This window comes from Actinoplanes aureus (assembly GCF_015704865.1).
GTDB lineage: Bacteria > Actinomycetota > Actinomycetes > Mycobacteriales > Micromonosporaceae > Actinoplanes > Actinoplanes aureus.
In genome coordinates, this window is the sequence record NZ_JADQTO010000021.1 from 127,533 (window position 1) to 140,624 (window position 13,092).

Consider the following 13,092-nt stretch of genomic DNA (forward strand, 5'->3'; position numbering starts at 1 on the left):
ATACGGGGACGTCGTCGCGCAGCAGGCGGCCCTCCGGCAGGGTCAAAGTTAGAGTGCGAAGCGTTCACGGTGGACGGCCGGCCCGGTGCAAGCAGTCGTCATAGCGACAGATCAGCGCCGCCTTCCCGCGCGGCGGCGAGGATGACAGCGATCGGCATACGCGGGGGCGGCTACTTGCCGCCCGGCGTCCGCATGCCTGCGAGGAGCAGCCGCATGACCGTCAACCTCCGGAGGACCCCCACGGTCGCCGAGCGGTCGGCGGACGGCCCGCTGGACCATCTGCGAACCTTGATCCAGGCGCTCCCGGTCCCCACCGCGCCGCTGACATTTCCCAGCCGGGAGGCGGCGCTCGGGTTGGCCCTGATGGACCTGTCCTTCCGGCTCGATCATCTGCCGCGCCTCTCCGAGCACCTGACCCTGATGGACCGCGGCCACATGAGCCGGTCGATCAGCGTCGATGTGGATCTTGCCTTCATCTCGGGACGGTTGCGCGACACGCTCATGGTGCCGGGCGAAGCAGCACCGGGCGGCGGTGCGTCGCTGTGGGTGCCGGTTTCCCGGTACAGCCGCCGGGACCTGGCGCCCGTGGTCATCCGGGACTCGAGCGGCGACGTGGTGCCGCGGCTCTCGCATCGCGATGCCAACCGGGTCACCGCCGCCGCGTTCGTCATGTTGCTGTCCATGCTGATCAACGCCCACCGGGAGGTCGCCGCCCCGACCAGCCCGATTCACCAGCTGCGCCACACCCATCAGCGGTCGCGCTGGCTGATCGAGGCGGCGATCACTGAGCTGATCACGGTCGGTTCGCCGGTGGGACAGCGGTTGCACACACCGCTCGATCACGCCGTGCTGCCCGCGCCGGGTGCGCGCGACGGAGGGCGTACGGGTGACTCCCGATCAATGCGCGATCTCGCGCTGTCGGGCCTGGACGTGCTGTTCCCGGCGGCGGGTGGTGATCATCTGATGGTGCCGTTCGCCCGGCTGCTGCAACTGGCAACCCGGCAGTACATGCTGGTCGCGCAGCTCGGCCTGGACCGGCCCCGCCGATTCCTGACATGGGAGGCGCCGCTGCTTCCGGCGCAGCATCGTCCGGCACCGCTGCAGACGCTGGCGAAGAACGTGTTGCCGTTGAACCGGGAGTTCGTCGTGGAGTACGAGACGGAGATCCCGCGATCGGTCAAGGCGTATCACCTGACCCTGGAGGTCCGGCAGGAGATCAGCGTCCGGCGGTTCCTGATGTCCAGCAACGTCGACGAGGAGTTCGTCGAGGTGCTCGCTCAGGATCTGGAGTCGGTGGCCCGGCGCGCGCAGCGGCTCGGCAGACACCACAAGCTGCTCGAGCTGGAGATGCAGGGAATCGCGTCGAGGCTGGCCGAGCTCGGCCGGCGGCGGCTGGTCGACCTGGCGAGTTACGAGGCCTATCTGGCCCGGCTGCCGATTCCGGTCGGCCCGGAGTCGGCGCCCCCGCCCCGCAGGCTGACCGTCGATGAGGTCATCGCGGCGTTGTCCGCGGGCGACTGCTCACTCGACGTGCTGTCGGCGTTCTGTGCGCACTACGCCGCGGATGGACTGCAGCACCTGGCCCGGAGCGGACTCGCCGGGCCGGCACTGCTGAACATCGCCAACGGGCTGCGTGCCGCGCAGGTCGGCCGGGACGTCACCACGGACAACGATCCCCGCGAACACGGCGCCCACGCGCATTGGCGCCGGCCCTCGGTGGATCTCAGCCCACAGTCCACCGAACCGGTCCGCGCTGTCGCCTACATGGCCCTCGCCGACGAGGCGCCGGCGCTGATCGAGAGCATCACCCGGATGGTGTCCGGCCTGACCCTGATGGTGCTGGGGATCGGGACGCTCCTGTCCGGCGGGATCGCGTGGCTGTACTCCTCGGAGGTGTCCGAGGGCTTCGCCCCCGAGCAGGCGGATGCCGTCGTCGCGGTGCTGCTGTTGGTGCCCGGGTTGCTCCTGGCGCGGCTCGCCCTGCCCAGCACCAGGTCCGTGCTGGGCCAGCTGCACAAGTTCCAGAGGACGCTCGCCGCCGCCTCGGTCGTGGTGACCACGGCACTGGCGATCGCGGTCGGCACGGTGCGCTCGGACGTCGAGATGGCCAGGCTGTTCCAGCTGGCGCTCGCCGTACTGATAGTGATCCTGTTCTGTTGTCTGTGCGAGTTCTATGCCCGGCGGGTCCACCGCAGCAGCTCGGTGCCGCGGTCCGCGCGAGTGCCCCGCTGGCTCCGCGACGCCCGCCGGGCCACCCGGCGCACCGTCGAGCCCGACGACTTCTTCGACGCACGTGATGAGGTGTGAGGTGACGTCGCCCGCAAGCTCGACGAAGTCGTCCGAACTGGCCCGGATCGCGGCGGAGGCGGCCGGCACCAGTTCCGCCTCGGTGCAGTTCACCCTGATCCACGGACCCATGAACGGTCACGACGGCCCGTTGCCGTTGACGGTCGAAAGCGCCGATCCGGACAAGGAGGATCCGGACGCCTGGCCGACCGACTTCTGCCACTTCTCCGTCGCCGGGCTGTCGGTGTCGACGTCGACCTGGCCGTCGGCGATCTCGACGTTCAGCGGCCGGGTGCAGATCGGCCCACCGGAACACACCGGGCGCCGGGACACGTACGCGTACTCCGGGCATGCCGTGCCGAATCCCGGCTTCATCCACCAGTCGACCCGCAAGGTGGAAGTCCTGATCACCCTGGGCAACCAGCACTGGTCCCCGACGTACCGGGAAGCGCTCATGCAGGCGCTGGTCATCGAGAAGCTCACCGGGCTCGCCGCCGAACGCGACGCCCCGGTGCTGCATCTGCACACCCCGGTCGCCCCGTTCCCGCAGACCCACGTGTCCGAGCGGGGCGACGGGTCCAACGAGCGGCTGCGCGACGCGATCGGGCCCTGCCTGCGGTTCGCGATCGGGGTTGATCCGACGATGTCCGACGCGCGGCTGGACTTCGAGACGGAACTGGCCGCGCTGGCCGAGGAGTACGGCATCGGCCTCAAACTGGACGACCAGCGATTGAACCGCGCACGCGGCGAGTGGTTCACGATCCGCGGGTTCGACCGTGAGCGCTATCGCCAGGCGCGCGGCAAGCTGTTCCCCGAGGCGTCGGTGGTGATCCCCAGACGAGCGATGATCGCGAGCGTCGTCGGTCCCTCTCGGGCCGGGACGACCGCGGCGGCCGTGGCGGCGTTGCGCGCACGAGGCATCGGGGTGCTGGCGGCGTCGATCTCCAGCATGCGTAAGACGACGTTCATCAACCTGGTGCTGCCGGTCGCCGCCGAGTCCTCCGGGAAGTTCCCGCAGTGGTCGGGCGGCTGGCTCGAGGCGTTGCCGAGACTGGTCGACTGCGCCGGCCATCGGCCCAGCCTCCCCGACGAGTCCGGCGAAGGCCTGATCGCGGACTGGAAGGTGGCGCTGAGCCCGGCGATGCGCTGCTCCTATCCGCAGTCGAGTCAGCAGACCGGGGCCACCGCGACCGGCCGGGTGCCGTACCCGATCTGGTTGTGGTGGCAGTTGCCCTACCGCACGGTCGGCACGCCGGCGCTGCTGACCGAGGTGCAGGCCGCGTTGCAACCGCACACCCGGCGGTGCGAAGTCGCCTACGCCCAGTCGCGGCTGTGCCGGGGCGACGTCGTCCGGGGCCGGGCGAAGCTGATCGTGATGCTCTCCCAGGAGCACCGCGACCACGCCGCGGTGCAGCGCCTGCTGACCGACGCTGCGGAGGCGGCGCAGGAGCGCATCCGGGAACGGTTGCCCGCCCTCGGCCATGTCGATGCCGGCCGGGTCCGGCTGCGGTTGTCGCCGCGCGAGCGCTGGCTCATGTACGCCGGGGCCTCTGCCTGAAACGCACTTCCCGGCCGACCGGAGTGGCGGCGTTCGGCCGGTGCCGGCATCGCGCGGCTGGTGTTTCCCGGCGGCCGCGCTGGGGCCGCGACCAGGTGGCCGGCTCGCGCTGGGAGAGCGGAGAACGGGACGCGCCTCGCGCGGTGCCCACCACCGACCCACAGCTCTACATGGGCGTCGAGCGCATCGACATCGCCCTCGGTCACTTCCACCTCGACCACGTCGTCGGGCTGAGCTACCTCGACGCGCTGGATCCCGCCGTCGAGCGGCACGTGTGGGGTCCCGGCGCATGGTTGTACGGCCGGGACACCCGCGCCATCGTGGAACAGCTCACCGGCACACGAAGCTCGTGGCGGGAGCCTCGCCCCTGCTGCACGAAGCTTGGACTGGGCGTGGATCTCCGGTGCTGGCCGGCTCAGTGATCACTGCCGCCGGAAGACACCGGTCAGCCCGGCGATCGGCATCGCGGCGAGTGCCCAGCCAGCGAGGGTGTAGCCGGTTGCCCACCACGCGGCGTCGTCTATGGCGATGAATCGGGATCGTTCCCCCAGACTGGCGCCAGGGATCAGCAGGTCAGCCGTGTAACGAGCGCTGTCGAACTGCTGGGCAGGGCTGACATCCTTGGCAGGGACTATCCGGCGCCGCCGGTGGTCATGCCGTCGGCATTGATGGCGGGCCCGCCCTGGTTGCTGAACCGGCCGCCGGTGCAGATCAGCTGGCCGCCGATGTGCGCGCCCAGCAGCTTGACCTCACCGGTGGCGCAGAATCCGTCGTTGAGCTCGAGTCCCCCCGAGTCGTCAGTGAGTCCGCCGAGAGGCCACCGATGTGGCAGCCGGTCAGCACGATGTTGACCGCCTGCGCGTTCAACATGATCGGTTTTCGATGAAGCAGTCGGCCAGATAAAGAGGCCTCGTCAAAATGGCTGCCTCCAGGTCGAGATGACCGAGGACACGTGCACCGGCGAGCCGGATAGGCCGATGACTCCATTGGTCCGAACCGATGGGAGCGGTGACCAGGTCCAGCAGCGTTGAAGCTTCGACAGTTCGGCACGAATTCCACTTGAGTCCGTCCGCAGCGTCGATCCGCTTCCCCGGATCGGGCCAGAGATCGACCGCCTCACCGCGGAGCATGCGTTCACGACGATCCCCTGCCGCGTTGTCCTTCATGGCCTTCCCGGTCTGCCGTGCGCCGTCTTGAGGCCACCGTGTGGGAAGAACTCCGAGGTTGATGACAGGTAGTCGACACGGGACCGGTTCTCTGCTACTCGTGCCGGCCGGACCGGCACGAGTAGCAGCTCGGCGCGCTAGCGGCCCGCACCCACCGGCTCGGGCATCGCCGGCGGTACGTCCGGCACCACATCCCGCAACCGCTCCCCCTCCACATCGACATTCGGCAGCAGCCGGTCCAGCCACCGAGGCAGCGCCCACGCGCGCCGGCCGAGCAGCGCCATCACCGCGGGCACGATGGTCATCCGGACCACGAACGCGTCGAGCAGGATGGCCGCGGCCAGCGCGAACCCGATCGATTTGATCAGTGGATCCGGCGCCAGGATGAAGCCGGCGAACACGCTGATCATGATAATCGCCGCGGCCGTGACCACCCGGGCGCCGTGTGCGTAGCCGACGGTCACCGCACGGGTCGGCGGCGCGCCGTGCACGTGTTCCTCGCGCATCCGGCTGACCAGGAACACCTCGTAGTCCATCGCCAGGCCGAACACGATGCCGATCAGGATCACCGGGAGCAGGCTGACGATCGGCCCGGTCTGGTCCACCCCGATCAGCTCGGCCAGCCAGCCCCACTGGAAGACCGCCACGACCGCGCCGAAGGTGGCGACCACGGACAGCAGGAACCCGGCGATCGCTTTCAGCGGCACCAGCACCGACCGGAACAGCACGGTGAGCAGCAGGAAGGCCAAAACAACAATCACAGCGAGGTACGGCAGCAGCGCGTCACCCATCTTCGCGGCGATGTCGATCGTCACCGCCGTCGTACCGGTAACCGACAGATCCGCGCCGGTACTCTCCCGCAGCCCCGCGTCGGCGTCCCGGATGGCGTGCACGAGGTCGGTGGTCTCGGTGCTGTCCGGCGCGCTGGCCGGGACCACCTGCAGCATCGCGGTGTCGCCGGCCGGGTTGAACGTCGGCGGGCTGACCGACACCACACCGGGCAGGTCGGTGATCGTGTCGGCCGCCGCGGTCGCCGCCGCCTTAGGGTCCGTGCTGCCCACGGCGTCGACCACGACCAGCAGCGGCCCGTTGTAGCCGGCCCCGAATCCGTCGGTCACCAGGTCGTACGCCTTGCGCTGGGTGGTGTCTGGCCCGGCCATGTTGTCGCCGGGCAGGCCCAACCGCAGGTCCAGTGCCGGGACCGCGATCAGCAGCAACCCGGCGACCGCGGTGACCACGGTTAGCACCGGCCGGCGGGTGATCGCCCGGGCCCATCGCAGGCTCAGCGTCGGCCGTTCGCCGTCCGCCTCGATATCCCGGGTGCGCCCGCCGCGCCCGGTGATCCGCCGCCCGGCGAAACCGACCAGCGCCGGCAACAGGGTGAGCGCGATGAGCACGGCCACCGCGACCGCGCCGGCCGCGGCCAGGCCCATCTCGGTCAGCACCGGGATGTTCACCACCGCCAGCGCGGTCAGCGCGACCAGCACGGTGAGCCCGGCGAACGTGACCGCGGACCCGGCGGTGCCGACCGCGCGCCCGGCCGCCTCCGCGCCGGTCCGGCCCACGGCCAGTTCGTGCCGGTATCGCGACACGATGAACAGGGCGTAGTCGATGCTGACCGCGATGCCCAGCATCAGCGCCAGCGTGGACGTGCTGCTGCTCAGGTCGAAGAAGCCGGACGCCAGCTGGATGCCGGCCATCGTGGCGGCCACCCCCAGGAACGCGGTGAGCAGCGGCAACCCGGCCGCGACGAGCGAGCCGAAGGTGATGGTCAGCACGACGGCGGCGACGCCGAAGCCGATCACTTCGCTGAGACCCTGCTCCGGCTCGGTCTGCAGGGCGTCGCCACCGGCCTCCACGGTCAGCCCGGCGTCACGGCCGGTTTCCGCGGCCGCCAGCAGCGCCTCCCGGTCGGCCTCCTCCACCTCGGGAGCCGGCACCCGGAACGCGACCTGCGCGTACGCGATCGTGCCTTCGGGGTTGATCGTGCCTTGCAGCGGATCGCTCACCTCGGCGACCTGCGGCCCGGTGCGCAGGGCCGCGACGGTACGGTCGACCGCCGCCCGGTTCTGCGGGTCGGTGAGCTTCTCGCCGGCTGGCGCGGCGAACACCACCCGGGCCGCGGCACCGCTCGCCGGCGACTCGCCGAAGCGCTCGCCCAGCAGGTCCTGTGCCTGTTGCGCCTCGGTGCCGGGAATGGTGAAGTCATCGGAGGTCGGCCCGGACAGCGTGGCGGCGCCCACGCCGAGCAGCCCCAGGACGGCGAGCCAGATCGCGAGGACCAGCTTGCGCCGGTGGAAGCTGAGCCGGCCGAGCCGGTACAGATAGGTAGCCATCGGTTCCCCCGAGCTGCCGGTGTCATTGACTGCTCCACCGTTGCGAAACGCGGGCCGGAAGTCGTCGTCCAGGCAGAGACAGTCGCGTACCACGGTTGCGGTATCCGGTGCCGCGGCCGGTACCACGACGAGAGGACGCCACCGGGTCACGGCCGCGCGTAGGGTCGGCGGTGATGGACACAACCGAGGGGCACTTGATCGGGCGCTGGCGGATGATCGCCGAGCGCCCGCTGCTGGTGGACTTCCTACTCGCTCTGGTCCTGGCCGCCGCGGTGTTCAAGGCGGCGCTGCCGGAGTCCACTCACCGGCCGACCGGCTGGGACGTACTGATCGCGGTGGTGGCGTTCGTGGCGGTGATGGGCCGCCGGCGGCGGCCGATGACCGCGCTCGCGATCGCCACCACGGCCACCGCCGTCGCCGTGGTGCAGGAGGTCCGCAATCCCGGACTGATCGTGGCGCTGGGCGTGATCACCTACTCAATCGCCGCGCACACCGACCGGCGGCGCGGCTGGACGTGCGCGGTGGCCGCGTCGTCGGTCGTCTACCTGACCGTGGTGCTGCTCAACCGCGACGTCTGGCTACGACCTGACGTGCTCGGTCTGTTCGCGTGGGTCTTCCTGGCCGCCGCGGTGGGCGACGCGGCCCGCTCGCACCGGGCGTACGTCCGGGAGGTCGAGGAGCGCGCCCGCCGCGCCGAGCACAGCCGCGAGGAGGAGGCTCGCCGCCGGGTCACCGAGGAGCGGCTCCGCATCGCCCGGGAGCTGCACGACGTGGTGGCACACCACATCGCGGTGATCAACGTGCAGGCCGGCGCGGCCACCCACATCCTCCAGCGCAGCCCCGAGCAGGTGGCGCCGGCGCTGACCCACATCCGGGAGGCGTCGAACAACGTGCTCTCCGAGATCCAGTCCGTGGTGGGCGTGCTGCGCACCCCGGACGATCCGGCCGACACCGAGCCGGCGCCCGGCCTGGAGCGGCTGCCCGAGCTGCTGGCAGGCCTGGAAGCCGCCGGCTTACCGGTGGAGTTCCGGCAGCTCGGCGATCCCGGGGAACTGCCGGTGGTGGCCGACCTCGCGGCGTACCGGATCGCGCAGGAAGCGCTGACGAACGCGTACAAGCATGGCCACGGCGCCGCCGGGCTCACCGTGCGGCACACCTCGGAAGCGGTGGAGATCGAGGTGGTCAACCGGGTGCCCGCGGGCGCACCCGCGGCAAGCTCCGGATACGGACTGATCGGCATGCGCGAGCGCGCCACGTCCGCGGACGGCACCTTCACCGCAGGGGTCGTCGAGGGTGAGTTCCGCGTCCATGCCGTGTTGCCGGCCGGTGTGCCGGCTCCGGCGTCCGGGTGCGGCCATCGGCCCCGCGACCGCTCACGGACGGCCAGTGCGCTCCAGGACCTCGTGGCCGGCCATCTGGCCTCGATCAACGAGCAGACCCGGGCGGCCCTGCTGGTGACGCCGTCGCTCACCCAGGTCCACCAGACATCGGACGGCATGCTCAGCGAGATGCAGTCGGTCATGCGTCTGCTGCGCGGCGCCGGCGAACCGGCCGGCGCCGAGGCGGCGCCCGGCCTGGACCGGTTGCCGGAGCTGCTGGCACGGCTGGCGGCTGCCGGCATCGTGGTGGAACACCAGGTCCTCGGCAAGCCACAGCGGCTGCCCGCGGTGGCGGACCAGGAGGCGTTTCGGATCGTCGGAGCGGCCCTCGCCGGCGTGCGCGCGGCCCGCCTGACCGAGCGGTACCGGCCGGGCGCGGTGGAGATCGAGGTGGTGAGCACTGCCGGAGACGACTTCCGGGTGCATGCGGTGCTGCCTATTGAGGAACCGGCGTCCGAATTCGACACCGTGCCGGATGGCCGGGTGCGGTCGGCGTGACGATCCGGGTGCTGCTCGCCGACGACCAGGCGCTGATCCGGGCCGGCTTCCGCATGATCATCGATTCGGAGCCGGGCTTCGAGGTGGTCGCCGAGGCCACCGACGGCCGTGAGGCGCTGGGCCTGGCTCGTACGAGCCGGGCGGACGTGATCCTGATGGACATCCGGATGCCGCACATGGACGGCCTGGAGGCGACCCGGCGGATCGGCGCGGACGACGACCTGGCCGGTGTCCGGGTACTGGTGCTGACCACGTTCGAGAACGACGACAACGTGGTCCTGGCGCTGCAGGCCGGCGCGAGCGGGTTCCTCGGCAAGAGCGTGGAGCCGGCGGACCTGCTGCACGCCATCCGGGTGGTGGCCGGCGGCGAGGCGCTGCTGTCGCCGCGGGCCACCCGGGCTCTGGTCGGCCGGTTCCTCGACCACCTCCGACCGGTGAGCCCGCCGGCGCCGGCACTGGACGAGCTCACCGAGCGGGAACGCGAGGTCCTGGTGCTAGTCGCCCACGGGCTGTCGAACAACGACATCGCGGGCCGGATCCATGTGTCGCCGCTGACTGCGAAGACCCACGTCAACCGGGCGATGACCAAGCTGGGCGTCCGGGATCGCGCCCAGCTCGTGGTCATCGCGTACCAATGTGGTCTGGTCCGGCCGGGCGACGCCCTGCCGGAAGCCTGACCGGGGTCAGGAGGTGCGGCGGAATGTGGCGTCGGCGCGCCCGGCGGCGGTGGTGATGGGGTCAATCCGCAGGACGTAGTTGCTGTGCCGGATGTAGCGATCGGGGAAGTTGTACGACTGGAACGACGACCACGCCGCGTCGGCCAGCCCGGCGACCTGGCGGAAGGTGGCGTCCTGCCGGAACGTCGCCGACCCGGTGTTCGGCTCGAGCCTGAGCACGTAGTTGTTGTGCCTCAGGTAGTGGCCGGGGAAGTTCACCGACTCGAACGACACGGCGCCGCTGTCGGCCAGGCCGGGCACGACCCGGAACTGGGCGTCCAGCGCCGGGCTCACGTTCGGGTCGATGCGGGTGGCGTAGGACTGGTGGCGTACGTAGCGGTCCGGGAAGTTGTAGGACTGCAACCGCTGAACGGTGACCGCGCCCGGGTTGCCGAGTTCGCCGGACGGGCCGGGCAGGACCGTCGCGGTGGAGACCGGGGTGCCCAGGTGCGGCGTACCGTCCGGGTTCCAGGCGATCCGCTGGGCGCGGCTGGTGCGGGTGGTGCCGCAGCCCTGCGAGGCCGAGTCGTTGGCGTGGTAGACGATCCAGTCCTCGGTGCCGTCGGGCGATTTGAAGAAGCTGTGGTGGGCCGGGCCGAACACGCCGTTGGCGTCGCTGCGCTGGAACAGCGGGTTGGCGAGCTTGGTCCATGAGCCGCGGCTGAGCGGGTCGGATCCGGTGAGCTCGAGCGCTCCGATCTTGTAGTCCGGGGTGCCGCAGTAGCTCGCCGAGTAGGTCATGAACGTGCGGCCGTTGCGCTGCAGCACGTACGGGCCTTCGTTGACCGGGTTGCCCTGCCGTTCCCAGGCGAGGGTCGGCTCGGAGATCAGCGAGCCGAGGGCCGCGGGCGTCCACGGGTTGGTCAGCCGGCTGATGTAGAGGCTCTGCAGGCCGCCGTTCTCGAAGCCGACGTTGTTGTTGAAGGCGGAGAACACGAAGTAGTTGACCCCACCGACGGTCATCACGCTGCCGTCGATCGACCAGCCGTTGTTCGGCATCAGCACGAGCGCGCCCTTGTAGGTGTAGGGCCCCATCGGATCGGTGCCGGCGCTTTCCAGTACGTGCTGGCGCTGCCCGCCGCAGCAGGCGGACGGGCCGGCCGAGTAGTACAGGTACCAGCGCTGACCGCTGGGCCCGTTGAGCAGGTGCAGGCTCGGCGCCCACATGTTCGACACCGCGTTCGGCTGCGACATCGTGAACACGGTCGTCTCCGGCGCGGTGCGCAGTCCGGCGACGGTGGCCGACTTGCGGATGTAGATGCGGCCGGTCCAGGTCGTCGCGGCGTAGTAGTAGCTGCCGTTGTAGAAGCCCATCCACGGATCGGCGCTGTTGGGCGCGCCGACGACGGGGTTCTGGAACGAGGCGCCGGGTGCGGCGCCGGCCGGGGTCGGGGCGGCCCCCACCGTCACGATGAGAGCGAGGGTGGTCAGCAACGCGGTGACCATGCTTCGCATACGCATGGAGCAGTCCTTTCGCCGGCCGGAACGGCAGGTGCGTTAGCGCTCACAAATTTGTCCGGCATGTTACGAGACATCCATGGCCGCAACAAGAGTCAGGACGATTTCGACGATGTTTCTTGACGGCACGCCCCATCGACGTGCATGTTAACGATCACACGTGCGCGACACGTATCCCCGTCCCCGCCCACAAGGAAGTCACCCATGGGTCTCCCCGCTCGACTCCGTCGCAAGTTCACGGTCGCGCTGGCCCTGGTCGTCGTTCTCCTGACCGGGTTCGCCGCACCGGCCTCCGCCCAGTTCATCACCGTGCGCAATCCCGTCGTCAACCAGCGCGCCGACACCGCGATCTACAAGCACACCGACGGCTACTACTACATGACCGCCTCGGTGCCCGACTACAAGCGCGTCGAACTACGCCGTTCGACCACCCTGCAAGGGCTGGGCACCGCCGCGACGAGCAACGCGTTCGTCGCGCCGTCCAGCGGAGCGCTCAGCGGCTGGATCTGGGCGCCCGACATTCAGTACGTCGACGGCGCCTGGTACATGTACTTCTCGGCCTCCCCCAGCACCGCTGTCTTCGATCAGCGGCTCTACTGGATCCGCAACACCAGCGCCAACCCGATGACCGGCTCGTGGAGCGCCCCGCAGCGGTTCAACACCGGCTGGGAATCGTTCCAGCTCGACGCGGCGTCGTTCGTCAGCCGCGGGGTCCGCTACTTCACGTGGGCCCAGGACAGCCCGTCGACGAACTTCAACAGCCACATGTACATCGCCCGGATGAACGGCCCGACCGCCATCACCGGAACCGCGGTGGAGATCGCCCGGCCGACCGTCGCCTGGGAGAAGGAGGGCGTGGCCGGCGTCGTGGAGGGCCCGTCACCGCTGGTGAAGAACGGCCGCGTCTACATCGCCTACTCGGCGTCCGCGACCGACTCCCGCTACAAGCTGGGCCTGCTGTCCTCCTGGGACAACGTCGACCTGCTCAACCCGGCGTCCTGGTACAAGCACCCGAACCCGGTCTTCCAGACCGCCAACGGGGTCTACGGTCCCGGCCACGGCAGCTTCACCGTCGCCGAGGACGGCGTCACCGACATGCTCGTCTACCACGCCCGCGACTACGCCACCCCGAACCCGGACGCGCTGACCGACCCGAACCGGCACACCCGCGTACAGCAGCTGCTCTGGCGCGAGAACGGCGACCCGTTCTTCGGCCAGCCGATCCCCAGCACGGTCACCAACCCCGGGATCCGGGGCCGGCACAGCAACCGGTGCGTCGACAACTACAACCGCGACACCACGCTGGGCGCGCTGGTCCGCCTCTACGACTGCAACGGCGGCACCGCCCAGCAGTGGGAACTGAACTACAAGGCGCCGACCCACTACGAGATCCGTAACCGCAACACCGGCACCTGCCTGGACAACCTGAACTTCAACACCGCCTCGAACGCCGACGTCGGCCTCTACACCTGCAACGGGTCCACCGCCCAGCAGTGGATCGTGCAGGACCGCGGCAGCGGCTGGTTCTCGCTGCGCAACGTCGCCGGCAACATGTGCCTGGACAACTACGAGTGGAACGCCGCCAACGGCGCGCGCCTGTCCCTCTACGCCTGCAACGGCACGGCCGCCCAGCAGTGGCGGATGGGCTGATCGATCAGCAACACAGCGCCGGGGCGGCGGCAGTGCCGCCGCCCC

General features: G+C 70.2%; 9 protein-coding genes. 6 read left to right on the forward strand and 3 right to left on the reverse strand.

Annotated elements, in window-relative coordinates; genetic code table 11:
* Positions 1-213 precede the first annotated feature (213 nt).
* From I4J89_RS34535 to I4J89_RS34545, 3 genes are all read left to right on the forward strand, one after another.
* Positions 214-2,307, forward strand: coding sequence for a hypothetical protein (locus tag I4J89_RS34535; RefSeq protein ID WP_196418344.1), 2,094 nt, complete (start codon positions 214-216; stop codon positions 2,305-2,307).
* 1 nt (position 2,308) lies between these two features.
* Positions 2,309-3,844 (forward strand): hypothetical protein, encoded by a 1,536-nt coding sequence (locus I4J89_RS34540; RefSeq protein WP_196418345.1) that lies wholly within the window; start codon positions 2,309-2,311, stop codon positions 3,842-3,844.
* Between the two features lie 143 nt (positions 3,845-3,987).
* Positions 3,988-4,266 (forward strand): MBL fold metallo-hydrolase, encoded by a 279-nt coding sequence (locus I4J89_RS34545; RefSeq protein WP_196418346.1) that lies wholly within the window; start codon positions 3,988-3,990, stop codon positions 4,264-4,266.
* A gap of 441 nt (positions 4,267-4,707) precedes the next feature.
* Here the strand turns inward: I4J89_RS34545 and I4J89_RS34550 are convergent, their stop codons facing one another.
* Together I4J89_RS34550 and I4J89_RS34555 are read right to left on the reverse strand one after the other, a co-directional pair.
* The gene (locus I4J89_RS34550; RefSeq protein ID WP_196418347.1) at positions 4,708-5,010 is read right to left on the reverse strand and encodes a hypothetical protein; all 303 of its coding nucleotides are present in this window, start codon (positions 5,008-5,010) and stop codon (positions 4,708-4,710) included.
* Between the two features lie 137 nt (positions 5,011-5,147).
* Positions 5,148-7,346, reverse strand: coding sequence for an MMPL family transporter (locus I4J89_RS34555; protein ID WP_196418348.1), 2,199 nt, complete (start codon positions 7,344-7,346; stop codon positions 5,148-5,150).
* Positions 7,347-7,519: 173 nt separating this feature from the next.
* Between I4J89_RS34555 and I4J89_RS34560 the strand changes: the two genes are divergently transcribed.
* Entirely contained in the window at positions 7,520-9,223 is a 1,704-nt protein-coding gene (locus I4J89_RS34560) for a sensor histidine kinase (protein WP_196418349.1), read from the forward strand.
* On the forward strand, positions 9,220-9,900 hold the full coding sequence (locus I4J89_RS34565; RefSeq protein ID WP_196418350.1) for a response regulator: 681 nt from the start codon (positions 9,220-9,222) through the stop codon (positions 9,898-9,900). Before I4J89_RS34560 ends, I4J89_RS34565 begins: the two co-directional genes overlap by 4 nt.
* 6 nt (positions 9,901-9,906) lie before the next feature.
* On the opposite strand, the gene I4J89_RS34570 is transcribed toward I4J89_RS34565, so the two are convergent.
* Positions 9,907-11,400 (reverse strand): family 43 glycosylhydrolase, encoded by a 1,494-nt coding sequence (locus tag I4J89_RS34570; RefSeq protein ID WP_196418351.1) that lies wholly within the window; start codon positions 11,398-11,400, stop codon positions 9,907-9,909.
* Positions 11,401-11,601: 201 nt separating this feature from the next.
* Here I4J89_RS34570 and I4J89_RS34575 point away from each other — a divergent pair, with 201 nt between their 5' ends.
* Positions 11,602-13,047, forward strand: a complete 1,446-nt coding sequence (locus I4J89_RS34575) for a family 43 glycosylhydrolase (protein ID WP_196418352.1) — start codon at positions 11,602-11,604, stop codon at positions 13,045-13,047.
* Positions 13,048-13,092 lie beyond the last annotated feature (45 nt).

Excerpts from the sequence above, each read along its gene's own strand:
- I4J89_RS34535 (WP_196418344.1), top strand. The coding sequence starts at position 214 with ATGACCGTCAACCTCCGGAGGACCCCCACGGTCGCCGAGCGGTCGGCG.
- I4J89_RS34555 (WP_196418348.1), bottom strand. The coding sequence starts at position 7,346 with ATGGCTACCTATCTGTACCGGCTCGGCCGGCTCAGCTTCCACCGGCGC.
- I4J89_RS34570 (WP_196418351.1), bottom strand. The coding sequence starts at position 11,400 with ATGCGTATGCGAAGCATGGTCACCGCGTTGCTGACCACCCTCGCTCTC.
- I4J89_RS34560 (WP_196418349.1), top strand. The coding sequence starts at position 7,520 with ATGGACACAACCGAGGGGCACTTGATCGGGCGCTGGCGGATGATCGCC.
- I4J89_RS34575 (WP_196418352.1), top strand. The coding sequence starts at position 11,602 with ATGGGTCTCCCCGCTCGACTCCGTCGCAAGTTCACGGTCGCGCTGGCC.
- I4J89_RS34550 (WP_196418347.1), bottom strand. The coding sequence starts at position 5,010 with ATGAAGGACAACGCGGCAGGGGATCGTCGTGAACGCATGCTCCGCGGT.